This is a genomic window from Streptomyces sp. NPDC003393, assembly GCF_053589015.1.
This window is the reverse complement of the sequence record NZ_JBSFRB010000014.1, coordinates 1-13903: the sequence shown is the minus strand read 5'-3', so window position 1 is coordinate 13903 and position 13903 is coordinate 1. Positions and strand designations below refer to the sequence as shown.

Sequence of the window (13903 nt, the reverse complement as noted above, 5' to 3'; positions counted from 1 at the left end):
ATGACCGATCTGTCCATGGTGCTGGAAGCCGCGGGAGCCCTTGCAGGGGCCGGTGGTCTCGGCTACGCGAAGGTTCGCGCGCCGCGCGTGTACTGGTCTCTGGTCGGACTGCCGGTCACCTGGGGCCGGTTCACCCTCTCCTACCGCTCGACGATGGACGTGTGCGGGCTGACGGTGCAGCCGTCGCGTCTGCGGGCGTTCATCACGCGGAACGTGACCCGGCGTGAGGTGCTGCCGGTCCCTCCGAAGGTGCGCCGGGTTCGGGGCACGTCGACGGGGCTGCGGGTGACGCTGCGGCTTCCCGCCGGCCTGGAGCCTGCCGACCTGGTGGCCGCCTCGGAGCGGCTGCGGCACGCCTGGGGTGTGCACTCGGTGACCGTCGCCGAGACCAAGCCGGGGTACGTCGAGCTGCGCATGACCGGCTATGACGTGCTCCGCCGGGTCCGGATGCCCCGCCGGGTACGGCTGCAGGGCCTGGCCGTGCCGGTGGCGCTGCGGGAGGACGGGACCGCGTTCGTCCGCGACTACCGCAAGGTCCCCATGGCGCTGACGCTCGGGGCGAACAACTCGGGCAAGTCCGTCTATCAGCGCAACCTGATCAAGGGCCTGGCGCGGCTGCCCGTGGCGCTGGTCGGGATCGACTGCAAGCGCGGTGTCGAGCAGTCGGCGTACGCGCCTCGGCTGTCGGCCCTGGCCACCACCCCGGACGACGCGGCCTCCCTGCTGGATGTGCTGGTCTCCGAGATGGAAGACCGGTTCGACCTGCTGAGCCTGCATGGGGTCTCGGACGTGTGGGAGCTGCCCGAGAAGTTACGGCCGGTGCCGGTCGTCGTCCTGGTGGACGAGGTGGCGGAACTGTTCCTGATCTCCTCCCGGAAGGATGAGGAGCGGCGGGAGCGGATCGTCACGGCCTTGATTCGGCTGGCGCAGATGGCCCGCGCGGTCGGCATCCATCTGGAGATCTGCGGGCAGCGGTTCGGCTCCGAGCTGGGCAAGGGCGCGACCATGCTCCGCGCGCAGCTCACCGGCCGTGTGGTGCACCGGGTCAACGACAAGCAGACCGCGGAAATGGGTCTCACGGACGTGGCTCCGGATGCGGTCGTGGCGGCCTCCTTGATCCCGGCGGAGCGTCCCGGCACCGCGGTCGCGGCGGACTCCTCCGGAGGCTGGGCGAAGATCCGCACCCCGCACACCTCCCGCGATGAGGTCGTGGCTGTGTGCCGGGAGTTCGCCCACCTGGTCCCGGACCTGCCCGTACTTGATCCTTACCGGCCGCACGTGCCCACCGACGCCCCGGAGTCGGGTCCGTCGCTGGTCAAGCCGGTGCCGGTCACGGAGTAGGGAGTGATCGCTGTGAGTCGCTCGATCCACCCTGATGCCGTCCTGATCCAAGCCGTGATCGCTGGTGCCCTGTCGTTCGCGCACCTGCACGATCTGGCGGCGGCGGCCGGGCAGTCCGGATGGAAGGCGTGGGCCTACCCGGTCTCGGTCGACCTGCTGTTGGTCGCCGCCTGGCGTCGGCTGCGCACCGGCCGGGACCGGTCTTCCTGGACCTGGTTCGCCATCGCCCTCGCGGCTTCACTCGGTGCCAACGTCGCCACCGCGGGCCTGCTCGACCTGCACCACGTGCCCGCCTGGCTGCGCATCCTCGTCGCGGGCTGGCCCGCCCTGGCCTTCCTCGGCGGAACTCTCCTCGTCCACGCCCCGGCTCCTGCCCAGGTCGCCTCGGCACCGGAGCCGGACGGACCGGCGGCGCCGGAAGTCGAGATGCACCGCACCGACACACCCGAGCCTGCCCCGGCTCCGGTCCCGGCTGCGGCGCCGGAACTGACCCCGGCACCGGCCAAGCCACCCGCCAGCAGCCCGGCCGTTCCGCCGGTTCCGCCGGCCCTGCTCGACCACGCCCGCTCGATCGCCGACGCCCACCGCAACTCGACGGGTGAGCCGATCACTGCCGAAGCGCTGACCGCCCGGCTCGGCCTGCCCGCCCCGACCTGCCAAGCGATCGCCGCGCAACTCCAACTCGCCTGATCTGGAAGGGAGGTTCACCCCGTGCGCCCGAACCGCTTCTTCAACGTGATCCGCATCGGGCCGGTCAAGGTCGGCACCTACAACAACGGCCGTGGCCAGACCCGGCACACCGCCGCCTGCACCGCCCCCGGCTGCGGCTTCTCCACCGACCACCGCGACCGCTCGGCCGCCGAACTGGCCGCCCGCACCCACCGCTGCACCGCCTGACGACAGGAGACGATCCCGTGTTCACCCCGAAGTACCCGCCCCCGGACACCGCCCGCACCACGTCGGCGCCCGCGCCCTCGGTCGACCAAGCCCCGGCCCCCGCGTCGGCCCCGGTCCCGGCCGTCCCCGCGGCGAACCGGCCGATGGTTCAGCTCACGCCGGGCAGCGCGCTCGCCCTCGCGGCCGGCGGCGGCGCCGTCGTCCTCGTCGTCGGCGCGGTCCTGGTCTCCCTGCTCCTGGCCGTCGCCATCACCGGCGTCTCGGTCGCCGTCGTCGCGGTCGTCCTGCGGCTGCTCATCAAGGACCTGCACAAGCACTGAACGGCCCCCGGAGCGGCCTCGGTCGCCAAACTTCCGCCACTCCGGGGCGCCTGGACCCCATTCCAGATCCAACGGACCCGAAAGGGAGACCTCATCATGCCCCAGCACGCCCCGAGCCCGCGCGTCTGCCGCGACTGCGACGGCTTCGCCACCGTCGCCATCACCACCGGCACCCGCCACCCGGACGGCACCCGCGCCACCCTCCGCGTCGACTGCCCCACCTGCAAGGGCACCGGCCACACCCTCCCCGCCGCCCTCGTCCGCGCCGGGAGGTGACGACATGAGGACCCTCACCACCTCCGCACACCTGGAGCCGGACACCACCACCCGCGTGAACGTGTTCGACGCGACGCACGACGGCGAGTGCTTCGTCAGCCTCCGCATCGGCGGCGAACTGGTCGACATCGCGCTCATCGCCCGGCCGGGCACCGCCGATGCCCTGCGCGCCCTCGCCCGTGCCGCTGAGGAAGCCGCCTCGGCCCTCGACCAGATCACCGACCTTGCCGCGGACGGTGACGCGTGACCGACACCGCCACCATGGCGGGCCTGGACCCGGCCACCCTCGCCGACGTGCTGAGGCTGGCCGGGTCGGACGGCTTCGACCGCATCCAAGAACAGATCCGCCGCACCGGAGGCTGCTCCGACCCGATCCGCCTACAGGGCTCCACCGTCACCCGCGACGCCGCGACAGGGCACGTCCTGCACTCGTACTCGACCGACACCGAGCCGGGCGGCGTGCTGCGGGTGGCGTGCGGCAACCGGCGGGCCTCCCGCTGCCCTGCCTGCGCCTGGACCTACGCCGGGGACACCTACCACCTCATCCGCGCCGGCCTCGTCGGCGACCCGGCCAAGGGCACCCCGGACACCATCCGGGATCACCCGCGGGTCTTCGCCACGCTCACCGCGCCGTCGTTCGGCCCGGTCCACAACCGGCCCGGCAACCGGCCCTGCCGCTGCGGCACCCACCACCCCGAAGACGCCCCCGAGCTGGGCGCCCCACTCGACCCCGAGACGTACGACTACGCCGGGGCGGTGCTGTGGAACAACCACGCCTCCGAGCTGTGGCGCTACTTCACGATCTACCTGCGCCGAGAGATCGCCAGGCGGGCCGGGCTCACTCAGAAGGCCGCCCGCGAACAGTCGCGGGTCTCCTTCGGCAAGGTCGCCGAGTACCAAAAGCGCGGGGCCGTCCATTTCCACGCCGTGATCCGCTTCGATGGACCCGAAGGACCCGACACCCCGCCGCCGGCTTGGGCCACCCTCGACCTGCTCACCGACGCTATCCATGCCGCCGCTGCCCGCGTCGCCGTCGACGTGCCCCCGGCCGGTGACCAACCGGCCCGCACCCTGCGCTGGGGCACCCAGCTCGACGTACGGCCGATCCGCGCCTTCGGCGGCGGCCAGGAGATCACTGAACAGGCCGTGGCCTCCTACGTGGCCAAGTACGCCACCAAAGCCGCCGAGACCACCGGCACCGTGGACCGCCGCATCGGCAACAAGGAAGCCCTGGCCCTGCTCGGCGTGCCCGACCACCCGGCCCGGCTCATCGCCGCGTGCCTCGACCTGCACGCGCTCTACCCGGACCGCAAGTTACGGGACTGGGCTCACATGCTCGGCTTCCGCGGCCACTTCTCCACCAAGTCCCGCCGCTACTCCACCACCCTCGGCGCGCTGCGCCAGGTCCGCGCCGACTACCGCGCCGCCCAGCAACGCGAAGCGCTCGGCCTGCCCGACCCGGACGACGAGGAAGCAACCACGCTCACCCTCGCCCACTGGGTCTACGCCGGCCACGGCCACACCCCCGGCGAATCCTGGCTCGCCGCCACTGTCCGCCGGGACATCGAACTGAACCGCCAAACCGCCCGCGAAGAGCTGCCCGCTCAACTCGCCCTGGAAGGAGCCGCCGCATGACCACCGCCACCGCCGAACTCCTGACCGTGCCGGAAGTCATGGCGCGGCTCAAGGTCGGCCGGACCAAGGTCTACGACCTCATCCGTACCCACCGTCTGGCTTCGATCAAGGTCGACGGATGCCGCCGTATCCCCGCGGACTCGGTCGGGGACTTCATCCGCCGGCAGATCGAAAGGGGTGCCTGATGGCGAAGAGGCGGCCCAACGGCGGCGGCACGATCTCCAAGCGTGTGGACGGCCGCTACATGGGACGCGCGTATGTCACGGACACTGACGGCAACCGCGTCCGCAAGACCGTCTACGGCGCCACGTGGGACGAAGCCAACGAAAAGCTCGGCAAGCTCCAGGACCAGGAGCGCAACGGCGTCCCGGTGCCGTCCCGCTCCTGGACGGTCGGCGAGTGGCTGACCTACTGGCTTGAGCACATCGTGGAGCCGGAGCGCGAGCACAACACCTACGTCAAGTACGAGTCCAAGGTCCGGCTGTACCTGCTGCCGCACCTGGGCAAGAAGCCCTTGGTGAAGCTCACGCCTGCCCAGCTCCGCACGTTCATGGCGGCGTTGAAGCGTGAGAAGGTCGGCGCGGCGACTCGCTTCGAGGTGCTCCGCGTCCTCCGGAACGCGCTCAACCGGGCCATCCGTGAGGAGCTGCTGACCCGCAACGTCGCGCTCCTGGTCGACATGCCCAAGGTCGCTAAAGACAAGGGCAAGGCGTGGAGCGCGCCGGAGGCCATTACGTTCCTTCGCTTAGCCCGCGCCCACCGCCTCTACGCGGCCTGCGTGCTTGTCCTTGTGCTGGGGCTCCGCCGGAGTGAGGTCCTGGGCCTGCGCTGGCAGGACATCGACTTCGAGGCGGGCCAGTTCACCCCGGTCAAGCAGGTGCAGCGGGTCAAGGGCGCCGGCCTGGTCCTCAAGGACCTCAAGACCGAGTCCTCACAGGCCGTGCTCCCTCTGCCGGAGTTCTGCGCCCGCGCGCTGGAAGAACGGCGGGAGCTGCAAGAGCTGGAACGGAAGATTGCTGGTGAGCACTGGTCGCAGGAGCCGGACCATGACCTGATCTTCTCCTCGGGGCATGGCGGGATGATCGACCCGATGGGCTTCTCCCGCACCTTCGATCGTCTCGTCAAGCGCGCTGGCGTCCGCCGCATCACGGTCCGGCTCGCCCGGCACACCTGCGGCACGCTGCTCGCCTTCCTGAAGGTGCACCCCAAGGTGGCACAGGCGATCCTCCGGCACAGCCAGATCAGCATGACCATGGACGTCTACACGCACGTGGTCGGCGACAGTGAGCGGGAAGCCGTCGCGATGCTCGCCGAGCTCCTGGAGGACCCACTCATCGGCTGATCGGCGCTGTTGGTGTCAATCGTGGGTGTCAAAAGACCCCCGGCCCATTCGGACCGGGGGTCTTCTCGCTGGTGGGGCTAACAGGATTTGAACCTGTGGCCTCATCCTTATCAGGGATGCGCTCTAACCAACTGAGCTATAGCCCCGCCGCGCTCTGCGGTGTATCCCGCGCGCTGACTCCTGAAGATTAGCGCACGAGGCGGGCAGTCCCAAAATCGGTTGTCGGGGGACCGTCGCGGACACGCGGAGCGCTGTCACTCGTCCTCGGCCAGCGTCAGCTCGATGCCGCCGACGAAGCCCGCGGAGAGGTTGTAGATGAACGCCCCGAGGGTCGCCAGGGCGGTCGCCAGGACGACGTCGATGACCGCGATGATCGACGTGAACATCAGGACGTGCGGCAGCGACAGGAAGGACTGCAGGTCGAAGCCGTTCGAGTCGTTCGAGCCGGTCGCCTCCGAGATGGTCCCGCCGACCGTCGAGAAGACGCCCATGGCGTTCATGACCATCCACAGCACCGCGGCCGCCACGATCGTGCAGATGCCCAGCGCGATGGAGAGCAGGAAGCTGACCTTCATCACCGACCACGGGTCGGCCTTGGCCACGCGCAGCCGGGCCTTGCGGGTGCGCGGCATCGTCCGGGCGCCCGTGCGCGGGCGGCGCACCGAGGCGGACCCGGCCGCGCCGGGCGCGGCGCCCGCGGCCGGCGGGTAGGCCTGCGGCGGGTGGTACGGCCCCGCCTGCTGCTGCGGCTGCCGCTCGCCCGGCAGCGGGGAGGCCGCGCCGTGGCTTGGCAGGCCGGCCTGCGCCTGCGGGCTCTGCGGGCCTCGGGTGTCCGTCACCGTTCCCCCCTGGGATCCGTGAGTATGGGGTGCGTGCGCGTCGGCCGCGGGCGGCTTGATCGCTTGCAGGTTGGTCGTGTGCGAATCCGTCGCACGCGCGGCGGAGCCACGGCCGCCGCCGCCCGTCTCCGTACCAGTGGAGGTACCGGCCGATCCGGCGCCCGTGGCTCCGCTCACGATGACTCACTCCTCGTGCCTACTCGGCCGAGGGCGCCTCACCCTCGTCCGTGCCGATGCTCGCGGCACCCTCGGCGGTCTCGTCCACGGCCACGTCGCCGTCGACCTCCTCCGCCTCGCGTCCCGCCTCGGCGTTGCGTGCGATACCGACCACGGCATCGCGCTTGCCCAGGTTGATCAGCTGGACGCCCATGGTGTCACGGCCCGTCTCCCTGACCTCATTGACCCGCGTACGAATCACACCGCCCGAGAGCGTGATGGCGAGGATCTCGTCGGTCTCCTCGACCACCAGCGCGCCGACCAGCGAACCACGGTCCTCCACGATCTTGGCGGCCTTGATGCCGAGGCCGCCGCGACCCTGGACGCGGTACTCGTCGACGGCGGTCCGCTTCGCGTACCCGCCGTCCGTGGCAGTGAACACGAACGTACCGGGTCGAACAACATTCATCGAGAGCAGCTCGTCGCCCTCGCGGAAGCTCATGCCCTTCACACCCGAGGTGGCGCGGCCCATGGGACGCAGAGTGTCGTCCGATGCGGTGAACCTGATCGATTGCGCCTTCTTGCTGATCAGCAGCAGGTCGTCCTCGGCCGAGACGAGTTCGGCACCGATCAGTTCGTCATCGGTTCCGTCCTCCCGCTCACGCAGGTTGATCGCGATGACACCACCGGAACGCGGAGAATCGTAATCCTTCAGAGGCGTCTTCTTGACCAGGCCGCCCTTGGTGGCCAGCACCAGGTACGGAGCCGCCTCGTAGTCGCGGATCGCGAGGATCTCGGCGATCGCCTCGTCCGGCTGGAAGGCCAGCAGGTTCGCCACGTGCTGGCCGCGCGCGTCCCGGCCGGCGTCGGGCAGCTCGTAGGCCTTCGCCCGGTACACCCGGCCCTTGTTCGTGAAGAACAGCAGCCAGTGGTGCGTGGTGGAGACGAAGAAGTGGTCGACGATGTCGTCCTCCTTCAGCTTCGTCCCGCGCACGCCCTTGCCGCCGCGCTTCTGGGCGCGGTAGTCGTCGGTCTTGGTCCGCTTGATGTAGCCGCCGCGGGTGACCGTGACGACGATGTCCTCCTCGGCGATCAGATCCTCGATGGACATGTCGCCCTCGTACGGGATCAGCTTGGTCTGGCGGTCGTCGCCGTACTTCTCGACGATCGCGGCCAGCTCGGAGCTGACGATCCCGCGCTGGCGGACCGGGGAGGCCAGGATCTCGTTGTACTCGTTGATCTTCGACTGGAGCTCGTCGTGCTCCTGGACGATCTTCTGCCGCTCCAGGGCGGCCAGCCGCCGCAGCTGCATCTCGAGAATGGCGTTGGCCTGGATCTCGTCGATCTCCAGCAGGCCCATCAGGCCGCCACGTGCGACCTCGACGGTCTCGCTGCGCCGGATCAGCGCGATGACCTCGTCGATCGCGTCCAGGGCCTTGAGCAGACCGCGCAGGATGTGCGCCCGCTCCTCCGCCTTGCGCAGCCGGAAGCGCGTACGGCGGACGACGACCTCGATCTGGTGCGTCACCCAGTGCCGGATGAACGCGTCCAGCGACAGCGTGCGCGGCACACCGTCCACCAGCGCCAGCATGTTGGCACCGAAGTTCGTCTGCAGGTCCGTGTGCTTGTACAGGTTGTTCAGCACGACCTTGGCGACCGCGTCCCGCTTCAGCACGATCACCAGACGCTGGCCCGTGCGGGAGCTCGTCTCGTCACGGACGTCCGCGATGCCGCCGACCTTGCCGTCCTTCACCAGGTCGGCGATCTTCTGCGCCAGGTTGTCCGGGTTGACCTGGTACGGCAGCTCGGTGACCACCAGGCACTGACGGTTCTGGATCTCCTCGACCTCGACCACCGCGCGCATCGTGATGGAGCCACGGCCCGTGCGGTACGCCTCCTCGATGCCCTTGCGGCCCACCACCAGGGCGCCGGTCGGGAAGTCCGGGCCCTTGATCCGCTCGATCAGCGCGTCCAGCAGTTCCTCGTGCGAGGCGTCCGGGTTCTCCAGGCACCACTGGGCGCCCGCCGCGACCTCCCGCAGATTGTGCGGGGGGATGTTGGTCGCCATGCCGACCGCGATGCCGGCCGAGCCGTTGATCAGCAGGTTCGGGAAACGGGAGGGCAGGACGGTCGGCTCCTGGGAGCGGCCGTCGTAGTTGTCCGTGAAGTCGACGGTCTCCTCGTCGATGTCGCGGACCATCTCCATCGACAGCGGCGCCATCTTGCACTCGGTGTAGCGCATGGCCGCCGCCGGGTCGTTGCCCGGCGAGCCGAAGTTGCCGTTGGAGTCCACCAGCGGCATCCGCATCGACCACGGCTGCGCGAGACGGACCAGCGCGTCGTAGATCGAGGAGTCGCCGTGCGGGTGGTAGTTGCCCATGACGTCGCCGACGACGCGGGCGCACTTGTAGAAGCCGCGCTCGGGGCGGTAGCCGCCGTCGTACATCGCGTACAGCACACGGCGGTGGACGGGCTTGAGGCCGTCCCGGACGTCCGGCAGCGCGCGCGAGACGATGACGGACATCGCGTAGTCGAGGTACGAGCGCTGCATCTCCGTCTCGAGCCCGACGGGCTCGACACGCAGGCCGGTCTCGCCGCCTTCTTCAGGCGTGACAGGGGTGTTCTCGTCGGCCATTGCTGGTGAGGTTCCTTCCTGGTGCGGTCAGCTGAGACCGACTCAGATGTCGAGGAAGCGGACGTCCTTGGCGTTGCGCTGGATGAACTGGCGGCGGGCCTCGACGTCCTCGCCCATCAGGACCGAGAACAGGTCGTCGGCCTGGGCGGCGTCGTCGAGGGTGACCTGGCCGAGGACCCGGTGCTCCTGGTCCATCGTCGTCACGCGCAACTCCTCGGCGTTCATCTCGCCGAGGCCCTTGAAGCGCTGGATGGAGTCCTCGCGCACCCGCTTGCCGCGCTGCCGGCCCATCTCGATCAGGGCGTCGCGCTCGCGGTCGGAGTAGGCGTAGTCGATGTCGTCCTTGCCCCACTTGATCTTGTAGAGCGGGGGGCGGGACAGGAAGACGTGACCCGCCTCGACCAGCGGCCGCATGAAGCGGAACAGGAAGGTCAGCAGCAGGGTGTTGATGTGCTGGCCGTCGACGTCGGCGTCCGCCATCAGGATGATCTTGTGATAGCGGAGCTTCTCGATGTCGAAGTCCTCGTGCACACCCGTGCCGAACGCGGAGATCAGTGCCTGGATCTCCTGGTTCTGCAGGATCTTGTCGATGCGCGCCTTCTCGACGTTCAGGATCTTGCCGCGGATCGGGAGGATCGCCTGGTACTCCGGGTTCCGGCCGGACTTGGCCGAGCCGCCGGCGGAGTCACCCTCGACGATGAAGATCTCGCACTTGGTCGGGTCGTTCGACTGGCAGTCGGAGAGCTTGCCCGGCAGGGACGCCGACTCCAGCAGACCCTTACGGCGGGTCAGGTCACGGGCCTTGCGGGCCGCCACACGCGCGGTGGCCGCCTGGATGGCCTTGCGGACGATGTCCGCCGCCTCGTTCGGATTGCGGTCCAGCCAGTCGGTGAGGTGCTCGTAGACCGCCTTCTGCACGAAGGTCTTCGCCTCCGTGTTGCCCAGCTTCGTCTTGGTCTGGCCCTCGAACTGCGGCTCGCTCAGCTTCACCGAGATGATCGCCGTCAGACCCTCGCGGATGTCGTCACCCGTGAGGTTGTCGTCCTTCTCCCGCAGCAGCTTCTTGTCGCGCGCGTACTTGTTGATCAGCGAGGTCAGCGCGGCGCGGAAACCCTCCTCGTGCGTACCGCCCTCGTGCGTGTGGATGATGTTGGCGAAGGAGTACACGCCCTCGCTGTAACCGTTGTTCCACTGCATCGCGACCTCGAGGGACAGGCTCTTGTCCCTGTCCTCGGCCTCGAGGTCGATGACGCTGGGGTGCACCACGTCTCCCTTGCGGGAGTTGAGGTACTTCACGAAGTCGACGATGCCGCCCTCGTAGTGGTACGTGACCGTCTTGACCTCGGCCTTCTGGTCCGCACCCGCCTCGTCCGCACCGGAGGTGGCCTTCGCCGACTCACGCTCGTCGGTGAGCCTGATCGTCAGACCCTTGTTCAGGAACGCCATCTCCTGGAAGCGCCGCGAAAGCGTCTCGAAGGAGTACTCGGTGGTCTCGAAGATGTCCGGGTCGGCCCAGAACGTCACCGAGGTGCCGGTCTCGTCCGTCGCCTCGTGCTGGGCGAGCGGAGCGGTCGGAACACCCAGCTTGTAGTCCTGCGTCCAGCGGTGCCCGTCGGTCCTGATCTCCACGGAGACCCTGCTCGACAGAGCGTTCACCACGGAGACACCGACACCGTGCAGACCACCGGAGACCGCGTAGCCACCGCCGCCGAACTTGCCGCCCGCGTGCAGCACGGTCAGCACGACCTCGACGGCCGGCTTGCCCTCGGAGGGCACGATGCCCACCGGGATGCCACGGCCGTTGTCGACGACGCGGACACCGCCGTCGGCCAGGATCGTCACATCGATGGTGTCCGCGTGCCCGGCCAGCGCCTCGTCGACGGAGTTGTCGACCACCTCGTACACGAGGTGGTGCAGGCCGCGCTCACCGGTCGAACCGATGTACATGCCGGGTCGCTTGCGGACCGCGTCCAGGCCCTCGAGGACGGTGATGGCGCTGGCGTCGTACGAGGCCGTCACCTCACCGTTCGATGAGGTCGAAGAGGCGGCCGGGACAGCGCCGGCGTCGGTGGACGGGATGTTCTCGTTGGGGTTGCCGGAATCGGCCACGAAGCGCCCTTTCTGGCACAGCACGAGCCGGGCTCCAGGGGTGCCGGAGCGGCTGCGGCATGTTGCGTTGGTAAGCCTTGATCAGCGTTGCTCAGCTTTTCCCGGACGGTCCCCACGTTCGGGGCGGGATTGGCTCCCAGTCTACCGGTAGCGCCGACAGTGATGGGGGTTTGCCGGTACCTGAGTCCGCATGTGGCGCCCTGAACCGGTCTTGGCCGGGTCCCGATATACGGAAGGGGTCTCCGAGAGGCTCACAGCGGCACTCAGCGCTTCCAGCCGTCAACCCTTCGCTACTCCAGGGTCAGGTAGCCGTTCGCAAGAGCGTGCGGTTGCGCGCCGGACCACGGCCGGACGCCCCCCGACCGGCCTCCACGAAGCATTTTTGTGAAGTCCGTCACCCGAAGGTGTCGCGGGGCCCCAGACTGCCGGGCGCGCGCAGCGGACCGTACCGACGGGCGCCCCCGCCGGGGCCGTGCACCTTGATCAGCCGGACCGCGCCATGGCCCAGGTCCTCGTTGAGACGGGCGACCAGCGTCGGGGCCAGCAGACGCAGATTGGTCGCCCACGCCGTCGAGTCGCAGCGCACGCTCAGCACCCGCTCGTCCTCGTCGTAGCCCTCCGGCTCACAGTGCTTGGCCACGTCCGCACCGACGATCTGCGGCCAGCGCCCCATCACACCGCCCACGGCGGCCGGAGTCTCCCAGCCACGCTCGGTGATCAGCCGGTTGATCGCCGCGCCCAGCGCCATCGGATCGCGGCCGTCGGCACGCGCGCCCGAACGCAGCCCGCCGCGCCGCCCCTGCCGCTTCTGCTGCGCCACATCGCCCCGCGCGCGTGCCGCCTCCTTCGCCGCACGCAGCGCCACCCGCGCCAGGTCGACACCGGACGTCTCCGCCGTCTTCCGGGCGTCCGCCGCGGACGCCTTCCGGGGCGAGTCCTCCGGGGGCGCATCCCGGCGCGCCGGGTCGTGCTCGCCGCTCGTACGCCCACCGCTCATACCCGCTCCACCGCCCCTTCCGACACGGAGAACCGCGTACCCGCCAGCACATCCGGCACGTCGTCGTCCACCGCCGCGGTCACCAGAACCTGCTCACCGGGCGCGACCATCTCGGCCAGACGCTCACGGCGACGCGAGTCCAGCTCGGCGAACACATCGTCGAGGATCAGCACCGGCTCATTGCCCTCGGCGCGCAGCAGGTCGTACGACGCCAGCCGCAGCGCCAGCGCGCAGGACCACGACTCGCCGTGGGAGGCGTAACCCTTGGCGGGCAACTGCCCCAGCTTGAGCACCAGATCGTCCCGGTGCGGACCCACCAGGGTGACGCCCCGCTCGATCTCCTGCTTGCGGGCCTCCGCGAGCGCGGCCATCAGCTGGTCGAACAGCGCCTCCCGCGTGTGCGCCTCGCCGGGCGCCGACGGCTTGTACTCCAGCGCGACCGGGCCGCCCCCGGGTGCCAGCTGCTCGTAGGCCTTGTCGGCCAGCGGCTGCATCGCGGCGAGCAGATCGAGGCGCTGCGCGAGCAACTCCGCACCCGCGCGCGCCAAGTGCTGGTCCCACACGTCCAGCGTCGACAGGTCCATGGAGCGGCCGCCGTGCCGACGGGCCAGCGCGGCCGACTTCAGCAGCGTGTTGCGCTGCTTGAGCACCCGCTCGTAGTCCGAACGCACGCCCGCCATGCGCGGGGAGCGGGCCGTGATCAGCTCGTCCAGGAAGCGGCGCCGCTCACCCGGGTCGCCCTTGACCAGCGCCAGATCCTCCGGCGCGAACAGCACGGTCCGTACGATGCCCAGCACGTCACGCGGTCTGACCTGGGACGACCTGTTGATGCGGGCGCGGTTGGCCTTGCCCGGGTTCAGCTCCAGCTCGACCAGCTGCTGCCGCTCACCCTGTCTGACCTGGGCGCGGATCACCGCCCGGGCGGCCCCCATACGCACCAGCGGGACATCGGAGGCGACCCGGTGACTGCCCAGGGTGGCCAGGTACCCGATCGCCTCGACGAGATTGGTCTTGCCCTGGCCGTTGGGGCCGACGAAGGCGGTGACGCCCGGGTCGAGCGGAACCTCGGCCCGGGCGTACGAGCGGAAGTCGGCCAGCGACAGATGCGTGACGTGCATGGTCGTTCGCCGGCCTCCCCCAGCGTTGCGGACCCCCGGACGGTGCCGGGCGGTCCTGGGGCCCGTGAGCCCCTGTGGACTACTTCTTCTCTACGGCGTGGCCGCCGAACTGGTTGCGCAGCGCGGCGATCATCTTCATCTGCGGCGAGTCCTCCTGGCGGGAGGCGAACCGCGCGAACAGCGAGGCCGTGATCGCGGGCAGCGGCACGGCGTTGTCGATGGCGGCCTCCACGGTCCA

The 13903-nt window shown here is 69.8% G+C and carries 14 protein-coding genes, 1 tRNA gene and 1 pseudogene; 9 read left to right on the top strand and 7 right to left on the bottom strand.

Going from position 1 to position 13903, the window contains the following annotated elements:
* The 9 genes from ACWDUZ_RS16155 to ACWDUZ_RS16115 all read left to right on the top strand — a co-directional run bounded on the left by ACWDUZ_RS16155 (position 1) and on the right by ACWDUZ_RS16115 (position 5811).
* Positions 1-1341, top strand: a complete 1341-nt coding sequence (locus ACWDUZ_RS16155; RefSeq protein ID WP_451632443.1) for an FtsK/SpoIIIE domain-containing protein — start codon at positions 1-3, stop codon at positions 1339-1341.
* A 12-nt stretch (positions 1342-1353) separates the two neighbouring features.
* The gene (locus ACWDUZ_RS16150) at positions 1354-2031 is read left to right on the top strand and encodes a DUF2637 domain-containing protein (RefSeq protein ID WP_451632442.1); all 678 of its coding nucleotides are present in this window, start codon (positions 1354-1356) and stop codon (positions 2029-2031) included.
* Between the two features lie 21 nt (positions 2032-2052).
* Positions 2053-2238, top strand: a complete 186-nt coding sequence (locus ACWDUZ_RS16145) for a mobile element transfer protein (RefSeq protein WP_451632441.1) — start codon at positions 2053-2055, stop codon at positions 2236-2238.
* Between the two features lie 17 nt (positions 2239-2255).
* Entirely contained in the window at positions 2256-2558 is a 303-nt protein-coding gene (locus ACWDUZ_RS16140; protein WP_451632440.1) for a SpdD protein, read from the top strand.
* Positions 2559-2654: 96 nt separating this feature from the next.
* Positions 2655-2834 carry a hypothetical protein gene (locus tag ACWDUZ_RS16135; protein WP_451632439.1) on the top strand — a complete coding sequence of 60 codons (180 nt, stop codon included), beginning with the start codon at positions 2655-2657 and terminating at the stop codon, positions 2832-2834.
* Positions 2835-2838: 4 nt separating this feature from the next.
* A complete protein-coding gene (locus ACWDUZ_RS16130; protein WP_451632438.1) occupies positions 2839-3081 on the top strand; it encodes a hypothetical protein in 243 nt (80 codons plus the stop codon).
* Positions 3078-4469, top strand: coding sequence for a replication initiator protein RepSA (gene repSA / locus ACWDUZ_RS16125; protein WP_451632437.1), 1392 nt, complete (start codon positions 3078-3080; stop codon positions 4467-4469). Before ACWDUZ_RS16130 ends, repSA begins: the two co-directional genes overlap by 4 nt.
* The gene (locus tag ACWDUZ_RS16120; protein ID WP_451632436.1) at positions 4466-4654 is read left to right on the top strand and encodes a helix-turn-helix domain-containing protein; all 189 of its coding nucleotides are present in this window, start codon (positions 4466-4468) and stop codon (positions 4652-4654) included. The genes repSA and ACWDUZ_RS16120 overlap by 4 nt, the downstream gene beginning before the upstream one ends.
* Positions 4654-5811 carry a tyrosine-type recombinase/integrase gene (locus tag ACWDUZ_RS16115; protein ID WP_451632435.1) on the top strand — a complete coding sequence of 386 codons (1158 nt, stop codon included), beginning with the start codon at positions 4654-4656 and terminating at the stop codon, positions 5809-5811. The genes ACWDUZ_RS16120 and ACWDUZ_RS16115 overlap by 1 nt, the downstream gene beginning before the upstream one ends.
* 69 nt (positions 5812-5880) lie before the next feature.
* Here ACWDUZ_RS16115 and ACWDUZ_RS16110 read toward each other — a convergent pair.
* The 7 genes and pseudogenes from ACWDUZ_RS16110 to ACWDUZ_RS16080 all read right to left on the bottom strand — a co-directional run.
* Positions 5881-5957, bottom strand: a tRNA-Ile gene (locus tag ACWDUZ_RS16110).
* A gap of 108 nt (positions 5958-6065) precedes the next feature.
* Positions 6066-6827 carry a DUF3566 domain-containing protein gene (locus ACWDUZ_RS16105; RefSeq protein WP_451632434.1) on the bottom strand — a complete coding sequence of 254 codons (762 nt, stop codon included), beginning with the start codon at positions 6825-6827 and terminating at the stop codon, positions 6066-6068.
* Between the two features lie 19 nt (positions 6828-6846).
* Positions 6847-9441, bottom strand: a complete 2595-nt coding sequence (gene gyrA / locus ACWDUZ_RS16100; protein WP_451632433.1) for a DNA gyrase subunit A — start codon at positions 9439-9441, stop codon at positions 6847-6849.
* Between the two features lie 42 nt (positions 9442-9483).
* Entirely contained in the window at positions 9484-11574 is a 2091-nt protein-coding gene (gyrB, locus tag ACWDUZ_RS16095; protein ID WP_451632432.1) for a DNA topoisomerase (ATP-hydrolyzing) subunit B, read from the bottom strand.
* A 370-nt stretch (positions 11575-11944) separates the two neighbouring features.
* Positions 11945-12547 (bottom strand): DUF721 domain-containing protein, encoded by a 603-nt coding sequence (locus ACWDUZ_RS16090; RefSeq protein WP_451632431.1) that lies wholly within the window; start codon positions 12545-12547, stop codon positions 11945-11947.
* Positions 12544-13665: a DNA replication/repair protein RecF gene (gene recF / locus ACWDUZ_RS16085; RefSeq protein WP_451632430.1), complete on the bottom strand. Its 1122-nt coding sequence runs from the start codon at positions 13663-13665 to the stop codon at positions 12544-12546. Before recF ends, ACWDUZ_RS16090 begins: the two co-directional genes overlap by 4 nt.
* 79 nt (positions 13666-13744) lie before the next feature.
* Positions 13745-13903: pseudogene (locus tag ACWDUZ_RS16080) on the bottom strand (6-phosphogluconate dehydrogenase); the annotation flags it as partial.

Coding starts and splice junctions, on each gene's coding strand:
- ACWDUZ_RS16135 (WP_451632439.1), top strand. CDS start 2,655: ATGCCCCAGCACGCCCCGAGCCCGCGCGTCTGCCGCGACTGCGACGGC.
- ACWDUZ_RS16120 (WP_451632436.1), top strand. CDS start 4,466: ATGACCACCGCCACCGCCGAACTCCTGACCGTGCCGGAAGTCATGGCG.
- ACWDUZ_RS16090 (WP_451632431.1), bottom strand. CDS start 12,547: ATGAGCGGTGGGCGTACGAGCGGCGAGCACGACCCGGCGCGCCGGGAT.
- recF (WP_451632430.1), bottom strand. CDS start 13,665: ATGCACGTCACGCATCTGTCGCTGGCCGACTTCCGCTCGTACGCCCGG.
- ACWDUZ_RS16130 (WP_451632438.1), top strand. CDS start 2,839: ATGAGGACCCTCACCACCTCCGCACACCTGGAGCCGGACACCACCACC.
- ACWDUZ_RS16155 (WP_451632443.1), top strand. CDS start 1: ATGACCGATCTGTCCATGGTGCTGGAAGCCGCGGGAGCCCTTGCAGGG.
- ACWDUZ_RS16115 (WP_451632435.1), top strand. CDS start 4,654: ATGGCGAAGAGGCGGCCCAACGGCGGCGGCACGATCTCCAAGCGTGTG.
- gyrA (WP_451632433.1), bottom strand. CDS start 9,441: ATGGCCGACGAGAACACCCCTGTCACGCCTGAAGAAGGCGGCGAGACC.